This is a genomic window from Micromonospora sp. NPDC047620, from assembly GCF_043205005.1.
In the GTDB taxonomy this organism is placed as follows: Bacteria; Actinomycetota; Actinomycetes; order Mycobacteriales; family Micromonosporaceae; genus Micromonospora.
On record NZ_JBIDDG010000018.1, the window covers coordinates 31,713 to 55,126 of the forward strand.

Consider the following 23,414-nt stretch of genomic DNA (forward strand, 5'->3'; position numbering starts at 1 on the left):
CCGGCCCGGTCACGCCAGCAGGTCGTAGGACTCCACGCTCACCTCGTGTTCGAGCGGTTCGCCGACGAGGAACCGGCGCAGCTCGTCGACCACGATCCGACCCTGCGCCCGTCGCGCCTCGACCGTGCCGCCCGCGACGTGCGGCGTGACGACGACGTTCGGCAGCCCCAGGAACGCACTCGTCGCCGGCAGCGGCTCGGTGTCGAACACGTCCAACCCGGCCGAGAGCCGGCCCGGCACCAGCTCCGCGAGCAGGGCCTCCTCGTCGACGACCCAGGAGCGGGCCGTGTTGACCACGATCGCGCCGTCCGGCAGCGCGGCGAGTTCGCCCCGGCCGACCAGGTGCCGGGTCTCCGGGGTGGACGGCGCGTGCACGGCGACGACGTCGCTGCACCGGAACAGCTCCGCCAACCCGACCAGCTCCACCCCATGCCGCGCGGCCACCGTCGGGTCGGCGTACGGGTCGTACGCGCGCAGCGCCGACGCCCCCAACGCCCGCACCATCCGCGCGTACTCCCGCCCGGTGCGACCGAAACCGACGATCCCGACGTTGCGCGCCGCCAGCGCCCGGCCCAGCTCCGGCTGCCGGGCCGCCGCCCAGTCACGTCCCGTCCACAGGGCACGGTCGTGCCGGTGCAGGTTCCGCAGCAGGGCCAGGGTCAGGGTCAGTGCCATCTCGGCGACGGCGGGCGCCATGGCCGCCGCGCCGGCCTGGCAGACCCGCAGCCCGGACCGGAGGGCCGCGGCCGGGAACAGCCGGCGGATCGAACCGGCCGAGTGCAGGGCGAGTCGCAGCCGCTCGCCACGCAGTCGAGCCGGGTCGAACGGCGTCGTGCTCCACGACGTGACGACGACGTCGAACCGGTCGGCGGCGGCCGACGGCAGCACCGTCCGCCGGTCGCCGTCGCCGAACTCGACGACCGCGTGGTCGCGGAGGCGCTGCTGGGATTCCGGCGCGAAGAGCAGGTCGTACTCGTCGGGGGCGACGACGACGCAGACGGTCGGCTTGGTCATGGCGGGTAGGTCTCCTCGGGCGTGTCGGCAGCGGCCAGGCGCCCGCGCAGCCACGCGTAGCAGGCGTGCAGGACGTGGTCGGGGTGGGCGTGTCCGCTGTTGTGGTAGAGGGTCTCCAGGCCGGGCGGTCCGGGCCACCGTCGGGCGGCCCGCTCGACCAGACGGTGGTTGTGCCAGCCGTCCGAGGCGCCGCCGCCGGCGAGTAGGAACGGTCGGGGCGCGACCAGGGCGAGCAGGTCGTCGTGGTCGCGGCCGGGCGGCACCGCGCCGGCGAGGTACCAGGGGTCGGCCCAGTTCGAGTACGCCAGGCCCAGGCCCGGTTCGTGCGCGACTCCCGCGGCGATCCGCGTGTCCAGCGCGGTCAGGTGCAGCGCCAGCTTCCCGCCGAGCGAGTGGCCGAAGGCGCCGATCCGCCGGGGCGCGACCCACGGCACGCTGGCGAGGGCGTCCACCGCGAGGAACAGGTCGGCCAGGCTGCGGCCCAGACCGGTGATCGCCAACGAGTCCGCGTGCGACGTGGCGCTCGGTCGGTACCGTTCGCTCAGCGAGGCCGTTTCCGTCGCCGGATCGAGCACGTACTCGAACCACCACGGCACGGCGAGGACCGCGAAGCCGCGCGCGACGAGGTGCCGGGCGTAGGCCTGGGATCCCCGTTGGGCGGCACTGCGGCCGGCGGTGCGGGCGCACGGTTCACCGAACAGGGTGGCCACCTCGTAGAACGGCACGACCACGGCCGGGCGGACATCCTCACCCGCCGGCCGGACCAGCTCCGCCCGCATCGTCGTTCCGTACGAGGTCAGGTCGACGGGACGGCGCACCGTCCCGTCAGCGGTCCGCCGCGCCGAGCCGATCTCCCACGACCCGTCCGGATCGCGGACCGCACCCAGCCACCGCAGCCACCAGTTCCGGCCCTGCTCCGGCTCGCGATGCTCGTCAGCGGCACCATCCGGGGTCACCGGGCCAGGGTAAGGCCACGCCCAGCTCGACTGCAATCGATTGCTCGCGGGAAGTCCCACGGTCCCGCGCACGGCATGCCCATCGGACACGGCTAACGTGCAGCAGGTCCATTCCAGGCAGGACAGTCCGACAACCGGGGAGGCTCTTGACGTGCAACCGATTGCAGGCGAGGCTGGGGGCAGTTGGCCGTCGACTTCGAAGAGGGCAGTCGCGTGAGACGGATCGGAATCATCGGCACCGAAAACTCGCACGTCGACCACTTCATCCGCTTCCTGAACACAGAGCAGCGGCATCCCGGCAACCGGGTGGTGGCCCTGACCGGTGGCCCGACCGACCGCAACGCGGCGTTGTCCGAGGCCGGCGGCATCGACCTCGTCGTCGACGAGCCGAGCGACCTGATCGGACGGGTAGACGCGGCGATCGTCAGCAGCCGCGACGGACGCCACCACCGGAAACAGGCCGAGCCACTGCTGGACGCCGGGCTGCCGGTGCTGGTCGACAAGCCCCTGGCCGCATCGGTCGACGACGCCCAGGCGATCCTCGCGGCCGCCGCGCGCGGCCACGCGCCGCTGGTGTCCTGCTCGGCCCTGCGGTTCGTCCCCGAGATCGCCCGGCTCACCGACCCACAGGAACGGATCGGTCGGCTGCGCCAGCTCGCCGTCATCGGCCCGGCCGATCCCGACAGCGAGTGGGCGGGCCTGTTCTTCTACGGCATCCATCAGGTCGAACTGGCCCTGCAACTGCTCGGCGACCCGCACGTCGAGCCGGAGTCGACATCGGTCGACGTGGTCCGCGAAGGCGACACCACGGTGGCCCTCACCCGGATCGGCGACGTCGTGGTGACCTTCACCTTCGTCACGCCCGCCGACGACCGCGTGCCGTTCCAGGTGGTGGCCACCGGGACGCGCGGCGTACTGACCGGGTCGCCGACGATCGGCCCCGACTACAACGCCCCCGCGCTCGCCCGGTTCGTCGACGCCTGCGACCAAGGGCGATCACCGGTCGATCCACGCACCCTGCTCTCCCCGATCGTGGTCATGGCGGCGATCACCGACGCGCTGACCGGCCGGTCCTAGGAAAGGACGGAACATGCCCCCACCCCACAGTCCGCTCCGCGTCGGCGTCATCGGGGTCGGCGTCATCGGCAGGGCCCACGTGCAGCGCCTGATCAGCGGCGCCGCCGACGCGACGCTGGTCGCGGTCGCCGACGAGCGCACCGGACACGCCGACGCCGTCGCGGCCGAGTTCGGAGTCGACGCCACCCGGTCGGTGCCGGAACTACTCGCCCGCCCGGACGTCGACGCCGTGGTCGTGGCGATCCCGAGCGGCCTGCACGCGGCCGTCACCGTCGCCGCGCTCGAAGCCGGCAAGCACGTGCTGCTGGAGAAGCCGATCGACGTGACGGTCGAGGCCGCGGATCAGATCCTCGACGCGGAGAAGCGGTCGGGCCGGACCCTGAGCGTCGTGAGCCAACGCCGGTTCGCCGAGGCGAACCAGTTCGTGTTCCGCGCCGTCCGCGACGGTCACCTGGGGCGGATCACGTCCGCCACCTTCGAGGTCGCGCTCTGGCGCAGCCAGGAGTACTACGACGCCGGCGACTGGCGTGGCACCTGGGCCCTCGACGGCGGCGGCGCCCTGATGAACCAGGGCGTGCACCTGGTGGACCTGGCGCTGTGGCTGCTGGGCGAGGTCGACGAGGTGTTCGCGTACACCGACCTGCTCGCCCACGAACGCATCGAGGTCGAGGACACCGTCGCCATCACCGCCCGGCTGCGCAGCGGCGCGCTGCTGACCTTCCTGGCGACCACCGCCGCGTACGACAGCGTCCCGATCCGCTACACGGTCTTCGGCGACGGCGGCTCGGTGGTGGTGGAGGCGGAACAGCTCACCCACTACACCTCGAAGCACGGCGGACAACCACCCGGGCCGGACGGCGTACCGACCGACCAGCAGCTGGCCCAGCTCACCGATTTCATCACCGCGGCCCGCACCGGTGGCCCGCCTCTGGTCACCGCCGCGCAGGCGCGGGCGGCCGTGGCCTTCATCGAGGCGGTCTACCAGTCGGGTCGGGCCGGGAAACCGGTACGCATCCACTGACAGGAGGAGCGAAACGTGGACCAACACCCCGCACTGACCGCCGTCGTCGCCCGGCAGACGCCGCTGACCTGGACGTTCATCGGCGACAGCGTGACTGCTGGGACCTGGCACACCTACGGCGCCCGGTCGTACCCCGAGTTGTTCACCGAACGCCTGCGCGAGCTGGGTCGGACCGCGGACGCGTTCGTCAACACCGCCGTGAGCGGCTACACCGTCACCGACCTCGACGAGCGTCTCGAGCGGCTCGCCCTGCGCTTCCGACCGGACGTCGTGGTGGTGGGCATCGGACTCAACGACACGAAGCACGGTGAGGCCGGCCTGGCGAAGTTCTCGTCCACCTACCGGTCGGTCGTCGAGCGGCTCCGCGCCGGGGCGGGCAGCCTGGTCGTGGTCCAGACACCGAACGACACCCTGCCGACGGCTCCCGAGCACGTCGTCGAGCACCTCCCCCGCTACGTCGACGCGATCCGGGCCGTCGCCGCCGACACCGCGGCGCCCCTGGTCGACCACTACGCCGTGTGGACCGACCCCGACCGCCCGGCGCCCGAGCACTGGTACGCCATGGGGTGCCACCCCGGCCAGCACGGTCACCGGGCCATGGCCCGCACCCTGCTCGGCGCCTTCGGGGCCTGGGATCCCACGAGCCGCTCCGGCCGCCTCACGATTCCCTGACCCACGGACGAAGGCAGGAGCAGCGTGCCGGGCAGACCCCACTCGATTCCAGACGCGGAACGGAAGATGCCGATGACCACGACGGTGCAGGCCAGGACGACCGACCCGCTGACACTGTTCCGCGCCGGCACGGTGATTCCCGCGCACCCCCTGGCGCTGGACGCCCACCTCAAACTCGACGAGCGCCGCCAACGCGCCCTCACCCGCTACTACCTGGAGGCCGGCGCCGGCGGCGTCGCCGTCGCCGTGCACACCACCCAGTTCGCCATCCACGAGCCCCGCCACGGCCTGCTCCGGCCCGTCCTCGAACTCGCCGTCACCACCGCCGCCGAGTACAAGACCCGCGACACCGTCCTCGTCGCCGGCGCCTGCGGGCCGACCGGGCACGCCGTCGCCGAGGCGGAGCTGGCCGCCGAACTCGGCTACCACGCGATCCTGCTCGCCCCGTACGGCGCCGGCGACCTCACCGAGGACGAGCTGGTCCAGCGGGCGGCGGCGGTGGGCGAGGTGCTGCCGGTGATCGGGTTCTACCTGCAACCGGCCGTCGGCGGCCGGATTCTGTCCCGGTCGTTCTGGACCAGCCTGGCGGACCTGCCGTCGGTCATCGGCATCAAGGTCGCCCCGTTCGACCGGTACGCGTCGCTCGACGTCATCCTCGGCGTGGCCGCGTCGGGGCGCAGCACCGAAGTCGCCCTCTACACCGGCAACGACGACCACATCGTCGGCGACCTGCTGTCGCGCTACCCCGTCGACGGCTCCCGGGAACTCGAGTTCGTCGGTGGGCTGCTCGGTCAGTGGTCGGTGTGGACGCAGCGCGCGGTGCACCTGCACCGGACCGCCCGGCTGGCGAAGGCCGGCGACCCGGGCGCGCTGCGCGAGGCGTTCGCCACCGAACTCGCCCTCACCGACGCCAACGCCGCCATCTTCGACGTCGCCGGCAGGTTCCACGGCTGCATCTCCGGCATCCACGAGGTGCTGCGCCGGCAGGGGCTGCTCGCCGGGCTGTGGTGCCTGGACGAGCGCGAATCGCTCAGCCCGGGTCAACTGGCGGAGATCGACCGGGTGTGGCGGGCGTACCCGCAGCTGCGCGACGACGACTTCGTCGCCGAGCACCTCGACCGCTGGCTGTCGTGAGCGCCACGGCAGAGTCGGGGCCACGGCTGTCGCTGGGCGGCCTCGCCGCTGCGCCGCGGGGTCACAGTGGCTGGGTCGGGCCGGCGGTGGATCCGCGCGCGGTGCGGGTCGGCATGGTGCACCTCGGCATCGGCGCCTTCCACCGGGCACACCAGGCGGCCTTCACCGAACTGGCCGCGGCCGCCGCCGGCCGCGACGACTGGGGAATCACCGCGGTCACGCAACGCTCCGCGGTCGTACGCGACCAGTTGACGGCGCAGGACGGCCTCTACTCGGTGCTGGAGCGCGGGCCGGCAGCCGCGCCCCTGCGGGTGGTCGGCAGCGTCCGGGAGATCCTCGCCGGGCCGCATGATCCGGCGGCGGTCGTCGACCGGCTCGCCGATCCCGCCGTCCGGCTGATCACCCTCACGATCACCGAGAAGGGCTACCGGCGAGGCGGCGACGGCCGGTTGGACCTGACGGATCCGGAGGTCGTCGCCGACCTGCGGGGCCGCCCGCCCCGCACCGCCGTCGGCCAACTCGTCCGCGGGCTGCGCCGACGGCGGGCACTCGACGCGGGTCCGGTCACGATCCTGTCCTGCGACAACCTGGTCGGCAACGGCAAGGTCCTGCGCCACCTGGTGCACGACTTCCTGACCGCGCTGCCGTCGGCCGAGGGCGACGTGCTCGCCGACTGGATCGCCGGGGCGGCACGTTTTCCGTCCTGCGTGGTCGACCGGATCGTCCCGGCCACCACCCCCGAGGACCGCGCCGAGGCCGCGGCGATCCTGGGCCTGCGCGACGAGGGCCTCGTGGTCGCCGAGCCCTTCCGGCAGTGGGTGATCGAGGACGACTTCGCGGCCGACCGACCGGCCTGGGAACTGGCCGGAGCGGTGCTCACCGATGACGTCGCCGCCTGGGAGGCCGTCAAGCTGCGCATGCTCAACGGCACCCATTCCCTGCTCGCCTACCTGGGCGCGCTGCGCGGACACGAGACGATCGCGCAGGCGCTCGCCGACGACGACCTCGCCGCGGCCGCCGACGCGCTGATGGCCGAGGACGTCGCTCCCACGCTGCGCGTCCCGCGGGGACTGGACCTGGACCGGTACCGACGCGAGGTCCTCACCCGCTTCGCCAACCCGGCGCTGCGGCACCGCACCGCCCAGGTGGCCATGGACGGTTCCCAGAAGCTGCCGGTCCGGCTGTTGGACACCGTCCGGGACCGCCTCGCCGCCGGCGTGGTGCCCCACCATGCCGTGCTGGCGATCGCCGCGTGGATGACATACGTCGCCGACGTCTGCGGCAGGGCGGTGCCGTTGGCGGACCCGTTGGCGGACCGGCTGCGCGCCGCGGTGGTGGCCGGCGGCACCGATCCGCACCGCCTGGTCGGCTCCTTCCTGGACGTCCGGGAGATCTTCGGGGCTGACCTTCGGGACCATGACGGCCTGCGGGCCGCCCTGGTCGACCACGTCGCCCGCCTGCGGTACGACACCACCGCTCCGGCACAGGGCTCGCGCTGGAAGCATGTCCGCACCAGGGCGGCGAGCTCGCCGCCGACACCGGCCCGCACTTCCTGTCATGGGCTGATCGAGCCGCCTGGATGCGCCACGGGGGCTGGACCCGGTGCCGCCGTGCGGTGGTGATCGTCATTCGGCACGGATCTGGTGCAGTGCGGCCTCGATGGCTGCCTGCTGCGCGGCGGCGGAGTACGTGTCCGGGTCGACGGCCGCCAGGGCGTTGAGCCCTTCCACGAGCGAGACCAGGGCCTTGGCGCTTCCCATGGTCTGGTCCTCGCTCCAGTCCGGACGGCAGGCCGCCAGGAGGTGCTGGATCCGGCGCAGGAACGCGCGGTTGTGGGCCTGGTGCAGCCTGGCGAGTTCGGGGTCGGCGAGCGCGGCGGCCAGGAAGCCCACCCACACCCGGGCCTCCTCGCGTTTGTCGTCGCTGCCGGACGCCGCCTGCATCAGCACGGCACGCAGCGCGTCCAGGGGTTCGAGGCCGGACGCCTGGGCCGCGTCGGCGCGTGCCGCGGTGCGCTCGTGCAGCAGGGTGCGGGCGTGGACGAGCAGGGCCTGCTTGTCGGGGAACGTGTGCAGCACCAGCCCCGTGCTGCACCCGGCCCGCTCGGCCACCGCACGAAGGGTCAACCCCGCCAGCCCGTGTTCAGCGAGCACGGACCAGGTGGCGGTCGACAACCGCTCCTGGTGACCCTCAAGATCCCGTCGTCTGGCCATCCCCGCTCCTTCGCCGTCGCCCGCCGATAGCGTAGCATCTGTTACCGGAACACTTGTTACGGATCGGAGAGGGTGTGGGTGTGCGCGTCACGGTGAAGTCGGAGTCATGGGACGGCGTCGACGGCGTGCGGCTACGCGCCGCGCAACGTGCCGAACTGGATGCCCGGTACGGCAACGACGACCACGAGCCGGGGGTCCCACCCACCGCTCACGACGTGGGCGTGTTCCTCGTCGCCCGCGACGCGCACGGCGCGGCGGTGGGATGCGGCGGGCTGCGGCTGCTGGGCCCGGACTCGGCGGAGATCAAGCGGATGTACGTCGAACCGGCGGTCCGCGGCACGGGGGTGGCGGCGGCGATCCTGCGTGCACTGGAGCACGAGGCGCGCCGCCGTGGCATGACGAAGCTGCTGCTGGAGACCGGCACAGCCCAGCCGGACGCGATGCGCTTCTACGAGCGGGAGGGCTACCACCGCATCGACAACTTCGGCCCGTACGAGGGTGAGCCGCTGTCGGTCTGCTACGCCCGCGAGCTTCGGTGACCACCGCGACAGTCAGCCGTTCACTGCGCCGTTCGTAGGAGTTGCACGGGCACCTTCGGCTACCTCGTCGGGCGTCACGATCCTTCGAGAAACGGCACCTGGCACTCGCTCCAGTCGGGCGAGCCGCGCTGCCAACCAGGTGGCCGCCTTCCGACCTGGAGCGGGATGATCGGCCCGCCGTCGACGAGAGCCACGTACAGGCCAGGCTGTCCGGTGAGCAGGTGGCACTCGTTGTCGACGGCGGCGAGCAGAGCGCTCGCGGCGTCGAAGCGCCCCAACATGAGGTGAGCCATGGCGCACGCCCGCCAGTTGAGGGGGTCGACCGTCAGCACCGCGGCGGCCGGGTGGTTGACGACCATGTCGAGGCGGTCCGCGTCGGCCAGCCGAAATGCCTCGGCAAGGCACGCCACCGGCAGCCCGAACATGCACCCCTCGTCGGCCACCTCGGCGATCACCTCGCCCACGTCGATCGACTCCTCGGCGAACGCGAGGATCGCCGAGGCGTCGAGGATCACCCGTATCGGGAGTCCGTTCAGACGGCGCGGGGGAAAAACCCGATCTGCCGGCACCTCAGCCTCCGCGACGATGCGGTGAGCTACGCCGGCCCGAGCCTTGCGGGGCGCCAACGACCGGCTCCCCGCCAGCGGCACGGCGGGGAGTATGACCGGCACCGCTTCGCGGCGATCGTGTCGTAGCTGGTTTCGACACCGGGATGATCCCTCCTAACGGGTGTACGCAAGCGGAAGGCAGACAGGCACGGCGGTGGCGGGATCGTCAGCGGCCGACAGATTCGCGTCGGGTGAGCTGCGACGCCGTCCTGCCCGTTCCTGGGCTGCGCCACATCGGGTAGGCGGTGCTCCCGTCGGGAAGCGTGAAGGGGTCGTGGGCGACATAGCCGTGCCGGGTGTAGAGGTCACGCTCGGTGAGGGTGGTCGCCTCGGTGTAGGCGGGCAGCAAGGCGTGGTCCATCCGGGCGTGGCTCGTGGTGAGCAGGGCGCCGGCGCGGTTGACGCCTCGCCGGTCCGGCGTGGCAGCGAAGAACGCCAGGTGGTTGTGGGGGCCGGTGGGCCGATGGGCGGCCAGGACGCCGTCGAGGCAGAGGAAACGATCGAGGTGGTCGCCGCAGGCGACGGCGAGCCGTTCGCCGTATCCGGTCGGTGGTGGGATCCGGCCGTACCGGTGGAACCAGACCGCGGCGGCGGAGCGGTCGTCGAGGAGGTAGGCCTCGCCGAAGAGGAGCGCGTGCTCGGCCCAGATCCGGGTGACGGCGCGGAGCACGTCGTGTCGACGGCACTCGTCGGGTACGAGCCATGCCCCGATGGCGCTGGTGGCGAGGGCATCGGCGACGAGGTGGACGACCTCGCCGATGTCGCACCACCGGGCACGTCCGAGCGGCAGGGTTTCCTTCATGACTTCTCCTCTTCACAGGTACGGCTGGTCGACAGACGGAGTAGCCGCAGGGCAAATGAACTTGTTCGATCAGGCCCGCCTGCAGCGGCCGACAACGGTGCCGGGAGTCCAGGCGGCTCGATCAGTACGACGGGAGGTGCCCGGTCGAAGCACGGCAGCGCTTTCCCGCCCGGACGCGAGCCCACGTCCCTCGTCGTGCGGACACGGCATCTGGTCGTTCGCCCGCCCCCGATTCCGGTGGCGACAGCGACGCCCCGTCAGCGGACCGTCCAGGCGATCGTGGTGATGCCGGCACCGCCAGCGGTGCGGCTCGTCATCGCGACAGCGACCACCACTGCCCGAAGCGGATTGCCGACATGGCGAACCGCTACCCGTACGCCGTCCCTTGGGATTGTTGCGCCTCCGATGACTTCCGGTGGTGACGGCGACGATGCGTCCGGGGCCGGGCGGGAGGACGCCGGCACCGCCCCCGCCAGAGCCGCACCCAACCCGGCGGGCTCAGGCGGGTCGGGTATCGGGCTGGCGCGGCCGGTCCGCGAGTTCCTCGCAGCGGGTCGCGCACCAGCCCTGGGACTCGGGTTCCGGGGTCCACGAACCCAGCGCGGTGTCGACGGCGGTGCCGGCCCACCCGCCGGCGGAGCTGTTGCCGGCCGAGCTGCCGGACGCGGCCGGCGTGACAGCGGGAGTGTGGGCCGGCGAGGACTGCCGCATCGGGTGGCTCGCCTCGGCTGCGCCGGCGCCCGGCGCACCGGCGGACGTCGACTCCCCCGTCGTCGCGGGTGAGGTGGTTGCCACGCTGCTCGGGATGCGTGGCGTGACGCCGGGATTCATCGGCGGCACGGGCATCGGGCCCTCGTCAGCGGCAGGTGCCGTGACGGCCGGCACGTCTTCGGCCGGCGCAGGCACGACATCCGCCGGATCGCCGGATGGAGGCGGGGGCGCGGCGGGTGGGCCGATGATCGGCTGGGTCAGCTCGAGCACCGGCGCCAGAGCGGGCGCCAGGGCCTCGACGACCGGCTCGACCACCGGACGAACGACGGTGACGACCGGCTCGAGCAGGCCGGCCTCGGCGACCTCCCGCACGACGGGCGGGGCGTCGCCCACGACCCGACGCGTCACCGGTTCGGCCACCTCGGCGACTGAGTCCACGCCGTCGGACGGGATCGTGTCCACCGCCCGGCGCACCGGTGCCCGCACCTTCGCGAGCCGCACACCACTGGGCACCCGTACGGAGATCCCCACCTCCGTGTGCGCCGGCGGCGCGATCCTGCCGGTCATCGGCGACGTCGCGCCCGGCCTCCAGTTCGCCCACCGCGGCTTCCCCGGCGCCGCCGGGCCGGCGCCCACACCGACGATGGCCGGGGATCCACGGTCGGCGGCCGACGAAGCAGTGCAGGACTGCGATCCGTCCACGATGGCCCCGGCGCTGTCGAGCAGGTCGCTCAACGTACACAGGCGAGGCGCTCCGGCAGCGTAGGCAGGCTCTTCCGCTGTCGCCTCGGCCATGCCCCAGGCTCCGAGGACGCCACCGAGCATCAGCGCCCCACGCAGCATCGTCCGGGCGAATCGGCCGCGAACCCGCACCACACGCACCTCCGGGGACTGCTCTTCCCGACGACGCCGATTGTGCCAACAGTGAACGCATCGGCACGCTCCGACACGCGAACGGACGGCACCCGCCGGCTACGACGACGCCCCCGGGCCGGGTCGAGGCGGGACTGTTCGCGTTGGCGAATCCACCGGAGGGTTGCTGAACCTCACCAGCGGTACGGCGAGCCCGAACAGGGCTCGACCCTCCGACCACGCCCAGCCGACGAAGAGAGGCACAGGCGCACCCGCCGCAGCCACCGCGACGACGGCCACCACACCCGCATCCTGCTCGGCGGCCATTGGCAGACCCGCCGGCAGCGCGTGCGGACATCGGCTGATCGCTAGCGGCTGAGGGACGCCTCCTCGCCGAGTCGCGCGAGCTTCTGCGGGTTCCGGACGGCGTAGATCCGGGTGATCCGGCCGTCCTCGACCACCATGCTCGTTACCGTGTCCAACTCGCCGTCGAGGTCGATCCGCGCTGCCGGCGCCCCGTTGAGCCACATCGGCATCACCTCGAGGTTGCCCGGCAGCTTGACCAAGCCGCCCAGGAGGGCCCCCACCCGGTCCGCCCCCTCGACCGGGCGGCGAACCGCGGCGACCACGCCGCCACCGTCTGCCACCATGACGACGTCCGGCGCGAGCACGTCCAGCAGCCCCTGCAGGTCGCCACCGCGGACGGCCGCCAGGAAGCGCTCCACGACGGCCTCCTGCTCGGCCCGGCTCACCCGCACCCGCGGCCGTCGCGCGGCCACGTGCTCCCGGGCGCGGTGGGCGATCTGCCGCACCGCCGCCGGCGTCCTGCCGACCGCCTCCGCGATCTCGTCGTACGGCGTCTCGAACACCTCGCGCAGCACGAACACCGCCCGCTCGGTGGGGCCCAGGGTCTCCAGCACGGTCAGCATCGCGATCGAGACGCTCTCGGCGAGCTCGACGTCCTCGGCCACGTCGGGGCTCGTCAGCAGCGGCTCGGGGAGCCACTCGCCGACGTACTCCTCGCGCCGCCGCACCAGCGTGCGCAACCGGTTGAGCGCCTGCCGGGTGACGATCCGCACCAGGTAGGCCCGGGGGTCGCGCACGTCCGCCCGGGCCGCGGCACCGAGGTCCGCCCACCGCAGCCAGGTCTCCTGCACGACATCCTCGGCGTCGGCGGCGGAGCCGAGCATCTCGTAGGCGACCGTGAACAGCAGGCTGCGGTGGGCGACGAACGGGTCGTCGGTCATGCCTGCGACGCCACGCGGCTCGGCTTCGCCAGGGGCGCCAGGCCGCACGTCGCCGCGAACCCCTGTGCCTCGATGCCGAGCGCGAAGTTCGTACGCGCGAACTGGTTCGCCAGCGCGACCCACGCGGTGAGCTCGACCATCGCCGGCGCCCCGAGCTGCCCCAGCAGCCGAGCGGAGAGCTCGTCGGTGACGGTCGGCGGCGTCTGCGACATCGCCTCGGCGTACTCCATCACGTCGCGCTCCAACGGCGTGAAGACGTCCGACTCCCGCCAGCGCGGCACCTCACGGGCCTTGGCCTCGTCGAGCCCCTCGTTGTGCGCCTGGAAGTACCCGAGGTCGAGGCAGAACGTGCAGCCGATCAGGGACGCCACCGCCATGTGGGCGTACGACTTCAGGTCCTTGTCGCACTCGTTCCACTTGGCGGCCTTCCGGCCGAGGCCGAGGCTGAACGTGAGCACCGGCCGGTTGTGCCACATCACTCCGAGGGGATCGGGCACCACGCCGAACATCTTCCTGCTGAACCTCTTCAGTACGGCCCCGTAGACGCCGGTGACCTCAGCCTTGGGAACCCGGGTGTTGCTGGTCATGTCTCCTCCTCGCCCGCTGGTCTCGGCAAGGAGACACCGGCGAGGCCCGATCTGTGACAGCACGCCCTCAGATCACCCGCTCGTTCCCCCCGTCCACGGTGATCTGCGCGCCCGTGGTGGCCGCGAACGTCTCCCCGCAGAGCGTGGCGGCCAGGTCGCCGACCCGGGCGCTGGTGATCTCCGTACGGAGCAGGTTCCGGCGCGTGTACTCCGCCACGGTCAACCCGTAGCGCCGGGCCCGGGCCTCCAGCAACTCCGCACTCCACAGCCCGGTGTCGAAGACCGCGTCGGGGTGCAGCACGTTCACCCGGATGCCGTCGGTCGCCCACTCCAGCGCCGCCACCCGGGCCACCTGCGTCACCGCCGCCTTCGATGCGGAGTAGGCGACCGCGCCGGGCCCGGGGGCCAGGGCGTTGCGCGAGGCGACCACGACGACCCGCCCGCCCCGGGGCGCGAGCGCCAGCAGCGGGTGGGTCCGGGAGAACAGGTACGCGACCGACTCCGCGTTCACCGCCATCGTGCGTTGCCAGTCGGCCGGGTCCAGCCCGGCGATCTCCCGGCTGGCCGGGAAGATCCCGGCGGCGGCGACGACGATGTCGACCCCGCCGAACCGGTCCACCGCCGTGTCGAGGGCGGCGTCGACGGCCGCGGAGTCGGTGACGTCGACGGTCAGGCCGAGCCGGGCCGGGCCGTCCGACGCGGCGACCGACGGGTCCCGGTCCAGGGCCACCACGCAGGCCCCCCGGGCCTGGAGCGCCTCGGCGCAGGCCCGGCCGATGCCCGAGGCAGCCCCGGTCACCACGGCCACCTCGCCGGCGAACTCCGGCACCGGGCCGCCCCGCCGCAGCTTCGCCTGCTCCAGCTCCCAGTACTCGATGTCGAAGATGTCCTGCGCCGACAGTGCCTGGTAGCCGCCGACCGACTCGGCCGCCTCGATCACGTCGACGGTGTGCCGATAGATGTCCCGGGCCATCACGGCGTCGGCCGCCCGGCGGCCGGCGGTGAGCATCCCCAGCTCCGGATCGAGGATCACCCGGGGCGCGGGGTCGAGCGTGGTCAGCGCCGTCCGGGCCCGGGAGCGGTTCTGCTCGACGTACCGGCGGTAGTCGTCGGCGTACCCGGCCACGTCGGTGCCGACCAGCGGGATCCGCTTGGTGCGCAGCACGTGGTCCGGGGTGACCGGGCCGCGGGTGGCGACGGCCGCCAGGTCGGGCCGGTCGAGGAACGCCCGCACGGCCGGGTCCTCGTAGCGGCTGAGCAGCATCGGGGCGCCCGCCGCGGTGGAGACCTCGTGTCGCAGCCGGGCCAGGCGCAGCCGGTCGACCGGACGGGGCGTGGCCGGCGCGACCCGGGGGCGCGGCAGGGCCGTCCGTTCCTCCGCCAGGGTGACCAGCTCGATGTGCCGGCGGTACGCCTCCTCGGCGTCCGCGCCGAAGGTGAACAGCCCGTGGTTGAGCAGGACCACGCCGACCGTGCCGGCGTGGGCGCGCGCCGGGTACAGCTCCGCGCAGAGCCGGGCCAGGTCGAAACCGGGCATGACGTACGGGACCACGACGACGCTGTCGCCGTAGACCTCCTCGACCAGCCGGTCACCCTTCGGCTGGTTGGTCAGGGCGAGCAGCGCGTCGGCGTGGCTGTGCAGCACAGCCGGGTACGGCAGCAGCGCGTGCAGCAGCGTCTCGACGCTCGGGTCCGGCGCGGTCGCGTCGAGGCGGGCGCAGCGCAGCTCGTTCATCATGTCGCTGTCGGCGAGCCGCTCCAGCCGCAGCAGCGCCCGCAGCCGGTCCAGCCCCAGCGCGGTGAAGCCGGAGGCCTCCATGGTCGCCAGGTCGGAGCCGCTGCCCTTGACGTGGAGCACCTCCACCGGCTCCCCGGTGAGGTCGGTGACCGTCGTCTTGACCGAGGTGTTCCCCCCGCCGTGCAACACCAGGTCGGTGTCGGCACCGAGCAGCCGGGACGCGTACACGAGTCGCGCGATCGGATCCGAGGCGTCCGGGGCGTCGGCGGCGGACCAGCGGTCGAGCATGGGGGCGGCTCCTCGCGGGAGGGGTCGGGGTTGGTCAGGCCCGGGCGGTGGGGTCGTCGGGGCGGCCGCCGGCGGCCGGCAGGATGACCCGACGCTCGGTGACGATGGCGGTGACCAGGTCCGCCGGGGTCACGTCGAAGGCGTAGTTGAGCGTACCGGTGCCCTTCGGGGCCAGGTCCGCCGCACCGAGAGCGGTGATCTCCTCGGGGGCGCGTACCTCGATGTGGACGTCCCGGCCGGTCGGGGTGGCCAGGTCGACGGTCGACTCCGGGGCGGCGACCACCATCGGCACCCCGGCGCGGGCCGCCGCCAGGGCCAGCGGGTAGGTGCCCACCTTGTTGATCACGTCGCCGTTGGCGGTGATCCGATCCGCGCCGACCACGACCGCGTCGACCAGGCCCTGGGCCAGCACCGACGCGGCGGCCGAGTCCACCACCAGGGTGTGCGGCGCGCCGATCTGGGCCAGCTCCCACACGGTCAGCCGCGCGCCCTGCAGCAGCGGGCGGGTCTCCGAGGCGTACACGTGGGCCAGCGCCCCGTGCTCCTGGAGGGACCGGACCACGCCCAGCGCGGTGCCCCACTCGACGGTGGCCAGGGCCCCGGCGTTGCAGTGGGTCTGCACCGCCACCTGCGGCCCCACCGTCTCGACCAGCCAGCGGGCACCCCGCTCGCTGAGCGCACGACAGCAGCGGACGTCCTCCTCCAGCACGGTCAGGGCCTCGGCGAGGGCCGCCTCCGCGCCCTCGGCCTCGAGCCGGACGCGGACCCGGTCGACGCCCCAGGCGAGGTTCACGGCAGTGGGGCGGGCCGCCCGGATCGCGTCGACGGCCCGTCCCAGTTCCGCCGGGTCGTCGGGATACAGCCGGGCGGCGAGGGCCACGCCGAGCGCCCCGGCGACACCGATCGCGGGTGCGCCCCGGATCGCCAACGACCGGATCGCCGCGATCAACTCCTCGACGGTCCCGATCTCCAGGAACTTGACCTCGTGCGGCAGCCGGGTCTGGTCGATCGCGATGATCAGACCGTCCCGCCAGTCGATGGTCCGCATCCACACCCCTCGCTGTCCGGAGCCCATAACCTACGGTGGTCACCCGCTCCCCCGCTACCTCCCCGCTGTCCGTGACCACGCCGTGGGGTCACATCCGTTCGAGGGTTCGGATGCCGAGCAGGTGCAGCCCCTGCCGCAGTGTCCGGGCGGTCAGGTCGGCCAACAGCAGCCGGCTCTGCCGCAGCTCGTCGGGGGCGCGCAACACCGGGCAGCGTTCGTAGAACGCGCTGAACGCGGTCGCGAGCCGGTGCAGGTGGCTGGCGAGGTGGTGGAACTCCAGGCTCCGCCCCACCTTGCCGACGACCCCGGCGAAGCCGAGCAGCTCGATCGCCAACGCCCGCTCCGACGGCTCGGCGAGCACGACTGGCGCGCCGCTCGGCGGGGCCGTCCCGGCCCGCCGGAACACCGACCGGATACGGGAGTACGCGTACTGGAGGTAGGGCGCGGTGTTGCCGTCGAGCGACAGCATCCGCTCCCAGTCCAGGACGTAGTCCCGCGCGCGGTCGGTGGACAGGTCGGCGTACTTGATCGCGCCGATGCCGACGGCCCGGCCGATCTCGGCGGCGGCTGCGGCGTCCAGGTCGGGGTTCTTGGCCCGGGCCAGGTCGGTGGCGCGGGCCACCGCCTCTTCGAGCAGGCCGACCAGCTTCACCGACTCGCCCGTCCGGCTGCGCAGCATCCGCCCGTCGGCGCCGAGGATCGAGCCGAAGCCGAGATGCTCGGCCCGGGCGGGCGGGCGCAGCCAACCGGCCGCCCCGGCGACGGCGAAGACCATCGCGAAGTGCTGCTGCTGGGGCAGCCCGACGACGTACAGCAACCGGGTCGCGGCCAGCTCCCCGGTGCGCTGCCGCAGCGCGGCCAGGTCGGTGGCCGGGTAGCCGTAGCCGCCGTCGCTCTTGCGCACGATCAGTGGCAGTGGCTCACCGCTTCGGCCTGTGAACCCGGACGGGAAGGCGCAGTCCGCCCCGCCACTGGGCACCAGCAGCCCCAGCCGGTCCAGGTCGTCGACGACGCCGGCGAGCAGCTCGTTGTACGCGCTCTCGCCCCGGAAGTCGCCCCCGGTCAGCGTCACGTCGAGCAGGTCGTACACGGACAGGAAGTACCGCTCCGACTGCTCCACCAGCAGTCGCCACAGGCGCCGCGTCGACTCGTCACCGCCCTGCAACGCGACCACCCGCCGCCGGGACCGTTCGCGGAACGCCTCGTCGGCGTCGAACTTCGCCCGGGCCGCCTTGTAGAACGAGTCCAGGTCACCCACCGACAGCCCGTGCGCCGCCTCGACCTCGCCGAGGTCGGTCAGGTGCTCGATCAGCATCCCGAACGGCGTGCCCCAGTCGCCCAGGTGGTTGACCCGCACCACGCGGTGCCCGAGCCAGTCCAGCAGCCGTACCGCCGCGTCGCCGATGACGGTGGAGCGCAGGTGTCCGACGTGCATCTCCTTGGCCACGTTCGGCGCCGAGTAGTCGACCACCACGGTCTCCGGCGCCGCCGCCGGCGGCACGCCGAGCCGGTCGTCGCCGGCCAGCCGGGAAACCAGGTCGGCCAGCGTCCGGTCGGCCACGGTCAGGTTGAGGAAGCCCGGCCCGGAGACCTCCGCCGACGCGCAGACGTCGTCGAGCGCCGCGTGTTCCAGCACCTCGGCGGCGAGGTCGCGCGGCGAGCGGCCGAGCCGCCGGGCCAGCGCCAGCGCCGCGTCGGACTGGAAGTCCGCGCGCGGCGAACGCCGCACCGTCGGGTCGACCGGGGTGCCGGCCACGGTCGCGAACGCCGGTGCCAGCCGGTCGGAGAGCAGCCTTTCAAGATCCATGGGTACGCCGATCTCGCTCGGACCCGCGCTGTCACGCGGGCCGTTGGACGGGGAGATGCGGGCAGACCGAGGACGATCGGCGATGGCCGGCGGCTCGATCCGCCGGTCGCCGGGAAAAGGTCAGCGCGGGCGGGCGACGGATCGCCGGCGTCGCTCCGCACCGACCTGGACGTCATACGACGGTCCGGTGCACTGAGCGGTCGCGCTGGTCATGCACGGAGCGTAGCGGGCCGGCCGGGTCGGGGACACCCCGATTCCGCCAGGTTCGGCGGCCGTCCGAATGCGATTGCCGCACGTGTCGACCGCTGCCAGGATCGCGGTCATGTCTGTTGCCGAGATGTCCGCTGACGAAGCGCTGGCCGCGCTGCACGCGTCGCTGGACGAGCGGCGCCGGCCGGAGGAGGTCGCGCTTCTGGTGTGGCGGGCCGTCGGCGGCCGGCTGGGACTGCGCGAGCGGACGGTGTTGGGCCGGGTGGCCCGGGCCGCGTCCCGGTGGAACGGCTGGAGTTCGATGTCGGCCGACTTCGCCCGTCCCGTCGGCGGCGGACGACAGGTCGACGCCGCGCTGCGGCTGTTCGAGCTGCCTGGTGTCGATGTCGACGCGGACGACCCGGCCTCGCTGCTGGACTTCAGCGTCCAGCTCAGCGAGTCCCTCGGCGCCATCGATGCGCGGCGGTTGGATTTCCTGCGGGACCGGTTGAACCGGGAGGCGCGGGCCTCGGCGGGGATCGAGATCTCGAAGCGGCAGTACAACCGGCGTTTCCGGGTGGCCCAGCGGGTGGCGGCGAAGGCAGGGCGACTGGAGACGGAGTGGAGCAAGCGGCAGCTGACGATGATCGCGCGGGCCGGGTTCGCGGCGGACATCGGCCGGGACGCGTTCGTCGCCGACCCCTGGGCGGGATGCTTCGTCGCCTACCTCACGGCGAAGCGCAAGCTGCGGCGGGAGTTCACCCTGTCCGGCCGGGAGAACCCCTACGACGAGATCGCTGATCTGCTGTTCCGCCGCTGCGTCGACAGTCCGGGCACCGACTGGTGGATGGTCGCGCAGGTCTGGCCGAGCCCGGAGGTGCTCGCGCGGCTGTCCGAGGCGCGACGGGGTGAGCTGCTGGGCCGGTGGTGGGCGACGATGCGGCAGGTCGCGGGTCTACTCGAGCGGGTGTGGGCGGCCAGCGAGTTCGACCGCGCCACCATGATCGTCCGTCGGGGCAACGACTCGTCCACGTGGAACCTGCTGTCCGGCGCCTACAACACCGCCCGAGCGGCCTGGATCAACACGCTGGAAGCGTCGGGCAGCATCGGCCTGCTGGACGTGTCCTGCCCTGGCAAGGCGATGATGCTGATCGCCGCTGACCTCGCCGCGTGGCACCGCTCCACCGGCGGCGGACCACACCCCGACGTGGGCGTGTGGACGCGGCTGCCGCTGCCCTGGGACGTCCTCGACGGGGCGGCACCCTGCACCCGCCGGGACGTGGAAGCGGCATGCGCGGACGCCGGTGTCGACCCCGCCAGATCGGGCTGGGTGGGGCCGCGGTCGGTGGGCGACATCGGCGTGTTCCGGCCGACGCCGGAACTGGTGCACGGCGTGTCGGTCGCCGACCCGGTCTGGGCATCCGTGCTGCGCTCCGAGGGAGTGTTCTCCGGCAAGCCGGCCAAGGCCGGCCGGGAACAGCGCCAGGTACCCGCCGGCGTCGTGACCAGCGCGTTGCCGGAACGCGGTGGACAGGGCCCGGAGTGATCGGGGAGCATCGTCGGCGGCCCGTCGTAGCTCAGTGGTAGAGCGCCCGGCTCTTAACCGGGTGGACGCTGGTTCGAGCCCAGCCGACCGGGACGCGCGGAGATCCGTTGTAGCTCAGCGGTAGAGCAGCCGGCTAGGGACCGGCAGGACGCCGGTTCGAGCCCGGTCGACGGATCTCCGCCCCGCCGACCCGCCGGCCCGGCACCTCGTCGGTCTGATCGAGGTGGTGCACGAGTTTCGGCCGGCTGAGCAGACGGGGTGACCTGCGGCGGATTCCGCTGAGCGACTGCTCCGGGGCTCGTCACTTCGCGTCCCGCTTGCCGCACGACGAGCAGGGCACGCACCGCCCACCGGTGCGGGCTCGGGCTGGGCCGGCCGATAGCGTCGCGGTGATGCGTACCCCGTCCGGACCGGCCGCCCTGACCACGGCCGAACGCGCGATCGATGCCCGCTTCCGCGCGGTCCTGGCACGGCTGCCTGAGCGTGGGCCGATCTGCTGGCTGGCCGAGTTCGCGGTCTTCGGGCTCAAACAGGCCTGGGCGTGCGTATTCGGTGCGGCGATGCTGGCGGTCATCCTCGCGGCGCACCTCTGGTACCCGGCAGACGTGGCACTCGCCCGCAACGACTTCCTGACTCTCGCCGCGGTCGCCATCCAGATCGCGATGGTGGCTGGACGCCTGGAAACCCTGCGCGAACTGCGAGTGGTGGTCCTGTTCCACCTCGTCGGCACGGCCATGGAGCTGTTCAAGACCCACATCGGCTCGTGGTCCTACGCGCCAGACGGGGTCCTGCGACTCGCCGGGGTGCCCCTCTTCAGCGGCTTCATGTACGCCGCCGTCGGCTCCTACATGGTCCGGGTCAACCGGCTGTTCGACCTGCGTTTCGCGCGTTACCCGAGACGCTGGGTGACGGCTGTCGTGGCCGCCGCGATCTACGCCAACTTCTTCAGCAACCACTACGTCCTGGATGTGCGATGGGTGCTCATCGCCGTCGTCGCGCTGGTGTTCGGGCGCTGTGTCATGCAGTTCCGCGTGTTCCGGTTCCGCTTGCGCATGCCGCTCCTGCTGGCCTTCCTCCTCGTCGCCCTCTTCATCTGGCTCGCGGAGAACATCGCCACCTGGTCGCAGGCTTGGCTCTACCCGAGCCAGATGAGCGGTTGGCACCCGGTTTCGCCGGAGAAGCTCGCGTCGTGGTTCCTCCTCATGATCATCTCGGTGGTGATGGTCACCTGGATCTCGCCGCCGCAGCCGTACGACTTCCGCGAGCGACACCGACTGCGGGATGCCCCTGGCGCATCCCATCCCGCACCCAACCGGAAGGGGCGTGGCCGTGAGATGGCGTAGGGCCGCGAGGGTGGTCGCCGGAACGCCTCGTCCTGCTTGGCCTGTTGTGGACGCTGCAGGGGGCCGACCTGATCCGGACAAGGCCGATCCTGTGCGTCGCCGACTGTCAACCCGTCACGGGCGGGTCACCCGGCTGGTTGGCCGCCGGCGTGGTCACCGTGATCGTCGGCCTCGCTGTGGTGGGTTTCCGGCCACGCCGACGCCAACGGTGTCGCGCATAGATCGTCCACCGGCCACCGCTGCATACGCGGAGACACCCGAGACCGCCTCAGCCTGTCATCCCCGACGTCAGTCATCGCAGCGCACCCTGGAGGCTCCATGCCCGGGCAAGCCGGCCCAGCCATATCCGAGTGGGACGATCAAGAAACCGTACGGCGAACGGTGTCCGCCCACCTGCCCGACATTCATGTCACGTCGGTGGTCCCGCTCGGGGCAGGCCTGGACAACATTTCGTACGAGGTGAACGACAACCTCGTGGTCCGGATCTCCAAAGACCCCGACTCTGACGAGCGCACCGCCCGCGCGACCCGTGAATGTCGATTGCTACGGGTGGTCGCACCCGCATCACCTCTACCGGTGCCCCAACCATTGCTCGCAGCGGCCGAAACCGGTGTTCTGGCGTACCCCAAACTACGCGGCCGCCCACTCCTGTCGATTCGTGAGGCATCGCGCGCGGCGCTGATCCCGTCAGTCGCGACCGCCCTGGGTGACCTTCTCCGCGCTCTTCACGCCATCCCCGCCGACCGCGTGGCCGGGCTGGTCGACATCGACGACACGCCGCTGACCGAGTGGCACCGCGACGCCGAGGAGTTCTACTCAGTTGTCGCCGGGCACATCCCACCTCGACACCGGCCAGCCGTCGACGCCTTCTTCCGGTCCACCCCGCCGCCAGAACCGCACACTTCGGTGTTCACCCACAATGATCTCGGCATCGAACATGTCCTCGTCGACCCTGACAACGGTGAGGTCACCGGCATCATCGACTGGAGTGACGCCGCCATCGCCGACCCTGCCTACGACTTCGGCCTGATCTGTCGCGACCTTGGCCCACACGCCCTCGACCTCGCCCTAACCAGTTACGACGCACCTGGGCCCGACCGCACGGGCCTGCACGGCCGGGCGGTCTTCTACGCCCGATGCACTCTGTTCGAGGACGTGATGTACGGAGTCGACACCGGGCAGAACGCATACGTGAGCAAGAGCCTGGAGGCGATGACCTGGCTGTTTCCGTCAATAGCGTGAGAGAGCCGCGACGGTCTGTCCAGGTGTGACACGCCGCCCGTGCGGTGCTACGCGATCAGCCGTCAGGGGGTGAGCCCGATCCTTCCTCCCGCCGGACCGAGCGTTGAGCATGACCGGCGCACGATGATCCGTCCCGCCGCGAGCGCTGCTATAAATGACCTGGTGCGGAAAAAACCGATTCTTGTCGTCGTCAGCGGTCCGCCCGGCGCGGGTAAGACCACGCTCGCCCATCGACTCGCCCGCAGGATCGGCTGTCCGGCGATCTGTCGGGACGAGATCAAGGAGGGCATGGTCCATGCGGCTGATGACTTCATCGCCGCGCCGATCGACGAGCTGACCCTGCGGACACTGCCGACGTTCTTCCAGGTACTGGAACTGCTCCTGACGGCCGGCGTCACCACGGTGGCCGAGGCAGCCTTCCAGGACCGGCTCTGGCGCCCGCACCTGCGACCCTTGGGCGAACTCGCCGACATCCGGGTCGTCCATTGCCAGATCGCGGCCGAGATGGCATGGGACCGCATTCAGCAACGGCAGGAGGAGAGCTCCACCCGGCGCGCACATGCCGACGCATTCCTCATCGACCAGCACGTGCACACGGCTGGCCACGACAGCTTCGACCGCGTCCGACTCGACGTGCCCGAGTTCGAAGTGGACACCAGCGACGGTTACCGACCCGGTCTCGACGAGATCGTTGCCTTCGTGAACGCTGGAAAATGACCTCACCGGTCACGTTCCGTAGTTCTGCGACTGGCCGTGCCCGGGGAAATACAACTGGCCGCC

General features: G+C 72.3%; 21 protein-coding genes and 2 tRNA genes. 12 read left to right on the forward strand and 11 right to left on the reverse strand.

Annotated features, from left to right (window positions below):
- Positions 1-9: 9 nt before the first annotated feature.
- Together ACGF5C_RS22200 and ACGF5C_RS22205 are read right to left on the reverse strand one after the other, a co-directional pair.
- A complete protein-coding gene (locus ACGF5C_RS22200; protein WP_393304365.1) occupies positions 10-1,014 on the reverse strand; it encodes a hydroxyacid dehydrogenase in 1,005 nt (334 codons plus the stop codon).
- On the reverse strand, positions 1,011-1,970 hold the full coding sequence (locus ACGF5C_RS22205) for a dienelactone hydrolase family protein (RefSeq protein ID WP_393304367.1): 960 nt from the start codon (positions 1,968-1,970) through the stop codon (positions 1,011-1,013). The genes ACGF5C_RS22200 and ACGF5C_RS22205 overlap by 4 nt, the downstream gene beginning before the upstream one ends.
- Positions 1,971-2,183: 213 nt before the next feature.
- On the opposite strand from ACGF5C_RS22205, the gene ACGF5C_RS22210 reads away from it, so the two are divergent.
- From ACGF5C_RS22210 to ACGF5C_RS22230, 5 genes are all read left to right on the forward strand, one after another.
- On the forward strand, positions 2,184-3,047 hold the full coding sequence (locus ACGF5C_RS22210) for a Gfo/Idh/MocA family oxidoreductase (protein WP_393304369.1): 864 nt from the start codon (positions 2,184-2,186) through the stop codon (positions 3,045-3,047).
- Positions 3,048-3,060: 13 nt separating this feature from the next.
- On the forward strand, positions 3,061-4,068 hold the full coding sequence (locus tag ACGF5C_RS22215) for a Gfo/Idh/MocA family protein (RefSeq protein ID WP_393304371.1): 1,008 nt from the start codon (positions 3,061-3,063) through the stop codon (positions 4,066-4,068).
- 15 nt (positions 4,069-4,083) lie between these two features.
- A complete protein-coding gene (locus tag ACGF5C_RS22220; RefSeq protein WP_393304372.1) occupies positions 4,084-4,740 on the forward strand; it encodes an SGNH/GDSL hydrolase family protein in 657 nt (218 codons plus the stop codon).
- A 72-nt stretch (positions 4,741-4,812) separates the two neighbouring features.
- Entirely contained in the window at positions 4,813-5,874 is a 1,062-nt protein-coding gene (locus ACGF5C_RS22225) for a dihydrodipicolinate synthase family protein (protein ID WP_393304374.1), read from the forward strand.
- Positions 5,871-7,496 carry a mannitol dehydrogenase family protein gene (locus tag ACGF5C_RS22230; RefSeq protein WP_393304375.1) on the forward strand — a complete coding sequence of 542 codons (1,626 nt, stop codon included), beginning with the start codon at positions 5,871-5,873 and terminating at the stop codon, positions 7,494-7,496. Before ACGF5C_RS22225 ends, ACGF5C_RS22230 begins: the two co-directional genes overlap by 4 nt.
- 3 nt (positions 7,497-7,499) lie before the next feature.
- Here the strand turns inward: ACGF5C_RS22230 and ACGF5C_RS22235 are convergent, their stop codons facing one another.
- Positions 7,500-8,087 carry a TetR/AcrR family transcriptional regulator gene (locus ACGF5C_RS22235; RefSeq protein WP_393304377.1) on the reverse strand — a complete coding sequence of 196 codons (588 nt, stop codon included), beginning with the start codon at positions 8,085-8,087 and terminating at the stop codon, positions 7,500-7,502.
- Positions 8,088-8,167: 80 nt separating this feature from the next.
- Between ACGF5C_RS22235 and ACGF5C_RS22240 the strand changes: the two genes are divergently transcribed.
- Positions 8,168-8,626: a GNAT family N-acetyltransferase gene (locus tag ACGF5C_RS22240; protein ID WP_393304378.1), complete on the forward strand. Its 459-nt coding sequence runs from the start codon at positions 8,168-8,170 to the stop codon at positions 8,624-8,626.
- Positions 8,627-8,700: 74 nt separating this feature from the next.
- On the opposite strand, the gene ACGF5C_RS22245 is transcribed toward ACGF5C_RS22240, so the two are convergent.
- The 8 genes from ACGF5C_RS22245 to argS all read right to left on the reverse strand — a co-directional run bounded on the left by ACGF5C_RS22245 (position 8,701) and on the right by argS (position 18,314).
- Positions 8,701-9,141, reverse strand: coding sequence for a hypothetical protein (locus ACGF5C_RS22245; RefSeq protein WP_393304380.1), 441 nt, complete (start codon positions 9,139-9,141; stop codon positions 8,701-8,703).
- A gap of 259 nt (positions 9,142-9,400) precedes the next feature.
- Positions 9,401-10,036, reverse strand: a complete 636-nt coding sequence (locus ACGF5C_RS22250) for a hypothetical protein (RefSeq protein WP_393304382.1) — start codon at positions 10,034-10,036, stop codon at positions 9,401-9,403.
- A 498-nt stretch (positions 10,037-10,534) separates the two neighbouring features.
- Positions 10,535-11,314: a hypothetical protein gene (locus ACGF5C_RS22255; protein ID WP_393304384.1), complete on the reverse strand. Its 780-nt coding sequence runs from the start codon at positions 11,312-11,314 to the stop codon at positions 10,535-10,537.
- A gap of 653 nt (positions 11,315-11,967) precedes the next feature.
- Positions 11,968-12,846 carry an RNA polymerase sigma-70 factor gene (locus tag ACGF5C_RS22260; protein WP_393304385.1) on the reverse strand — a complete coding sequence of 293 codons (879 nt, stop codon included), beginning with the start codon at positions 12,844-12,846 and terminating at the stop codon, positions 11,968-11,970.
- Positions 12,843-13,433, reverse strand: a complete 591-nt coding sequence (locus ACGF5C_RS22265) for a carboxymuconolactone decarboxylase family protein (RefSeq protein WP_393304387.1) — start codon at positions 13,431-13,433, stop codon at positions 12,843-12,845. The genes ACGF5C_RS22260 and ACGF5C_RS22265 overlap by 4 nt, the downstream gene beginning before the upstream one ends.
- Positions 13,434-13,500: 67 nt before the next feature.
- Positions 13,501-15,459 (reverse strand): bifunctional aldolase/short-chain dehydrogenase, encoded by a 1,959-nt coding sequence (locus tag ACGF5C_RS22270; RefSeq protein ID WP_393304389.1) that lies wholly within the window; start codon positions 15,457-15,459, stop codon positions 13,501-13,503.
- Positions 15,460-15,493: 34 nt separating this feature from the next.
- On the reverse strand, positions 15,494-16,507 hold the full coding sequence (mtnA, locus tag ACGF5C_RS22275) for an S-methyl-5-thioribose-1-phosphate isomerase (protein ID WP_393304391.1): 1,014 nt from the start codon (positions 16,505-16,507) through the stop codon (positions 15,494-15,496).
- Between the two features lie 88 nt (positions 16,508-16,595).
- The gene (argS, locus tag ACGF5C_RS22280; RefSeq protein ID WP_393304392.1) at positions 16,596-18,314 is read right to left on the reverse strand and encodes an arginine--tRNA ligase; all 1,719 of its coding nucleotides are present in this window, start codon (positions 18,312-18,314) and stop codon (positions 16,596-16,598) included.
- A gap of 322 nt (positions 18,315-18,636) precedes the next feature.
- On the opposite strand from argS, the gene ACGF5C_RS22285 reads away from it, so the two are divergent.
- The 6 genes from ACGF5C_RS22285 (at position 18,637) to ACGF5C_RS22310 (ending at position 23,351) form a co-directional block, all read left to right on the forward strand.
- On the forward strand, positions 18,637-20,049 hold the full coding sequence (locus ACGF5C_RS22285) for a hypothetical protein (protein ID WP_393304394.1): 1,413 nt from the start codon (positions 18,637-18,639) through the stop codon (positions 20,047-20,049).
- Between the two features lie 20 nt (positions 20,050-20,069).
- A tRNA-Lys gene (locus tag ACGF5C_RS22290) sits at positions 20,070-20,142 on the forward strand.
- A 10-nt stretch (positions 20,143-20,152) separates the two neighbouring features.
- A tRNA-Pro gene (locus ACGF5C_RS22295) sits at positions 20,153-20,224 on the forward strand.
- 217 nt (positions 20,225-20,441) lie between these two features.
- Complete coding sequence (locus ACGF5C_RS22300; protein WP_393304396.1) at positions 20,442-21,392, forward strand: DUF817 domain-containing protein; 951 nt, start codon at positions 20,442-20,444, stop codon at positions 21,390-21,392.
- 381 nt (positions 21,393-21,773) lie between these two features.
- Complete coding sequence (locus ACGF5C_RS22305) at positions 21,774-22,634, forward strand: phosphotransferase family protein (protein WP_393304398.1); 861 nt, start codon at positions 21,774-21,776, stop codon at positions 22,632-22,634.
- Between the two features lie 69 nt (positions 22,635-22,703).
- A complete protein-coding gene (locus ACGF5C_RS22310; protein WP_393304400.1) occupies positions 22,704-23,351 on the forward strand; it encodes an AAA family ATPase in 648 nt (215 codons plus the stop codon).
- Positions 23,352-23,414 lie beyond the last annotated feature (63 nt).

Bases quoted from the DNA above. Each gene is read 5' to 3' on its own strand.
- ACGF5C_RS22200 (WP_393304365.1), bottom strand. From the start codon at position 1,014: ATGACCAAGCCGACCGTCTGCGTCGTCGTCGCCCCCGACGAGTACGAC.
- ACGF5C_RS22215 (WP_393304371.1), top strand. From the start codon at position 3,061: ATGCCCCCACCCCACAGTCCGCTCCGCGTCGGCGTCATCGGGGTCGGC.
- ACGF5C_RS22225 (WP_393304374.1), top strand. From the start codon at position 4,813: ATGACCACGACGGTGCAGGCCAGGACGACCGACCCGCTGACACTGTTC.
- ACGF5C_RS22235 (WP_393304377.1), bottom strand. From the start codon at position 8,087: ATGGCCAGACGACGGGATCTTGAGGGTCACCAGGAGCGGTTGTCGACC.
- ACGF5C_RS22250 (WP_393304382.1), bottom strand. From the start codon at position 10,036: ATGAAGGAAACCCTGCCGCTCGGACGTGCCCGGTGGTGCGACATCGGC.
- ACGF5C_RS22255 (WP_393304384.1), bottom strand. From the start codon at position 11,314: ATGACCGGCAGGATCGCGCCGCCGGCGCACACGGAGGTGGGGATCTCC.
- ACGF5C_RS22260 (WP_393304385.1), bottom strand. From the start codon at position 12,846: ATGACCGACGACCCGTTCGTCGCCCACCGCAGCCTGCTGTTCACGGTC.
- ACGF5C_RS22265 (WP_393304387.1), bottom strand. From the start codon at position 13,433: ATGACCAGCAACACCCGGGTTCCCAAGGCTGAGGTCACCGGCGTCTAC.
- ACGF5C_RS22270 (WP_393304389.1), bottom strand. From the start codon at position 15,459: ATGCTCGACCGCTGGTCCGCCGCCGACGCCCCGGACGCCTCGGATCCG.
- mtnA (WP_393304391.1), bottom strand. From the start codon at position 16,507: ATGCGGACCATCGACTGGCGGGACGGTCTGATCATCGCGATCGACCAG.
- argS (WP_393304392.1), bottom strand. From the start codon at position 18,314: ATGGATCTTGAAAGGCTGCTCTCCGACCGGCTGGCACCGGCGTTCGCG.
- ACGF5C_RS22285 (WP_393304394.1), top strand. From the start codon at position 18,637: ATGTCTGTTGCCGAGATGTCCGCTGACGAAGCGCTGGCCGCGCTGCAC.
- ACGF5C_RS22300 (WP_393304396.1), top strand. From the start codon at position 20,442: ATGCGTACCCCGTCCGGACCGGCCGCCCTGACCACGGCCGAACGCGCG.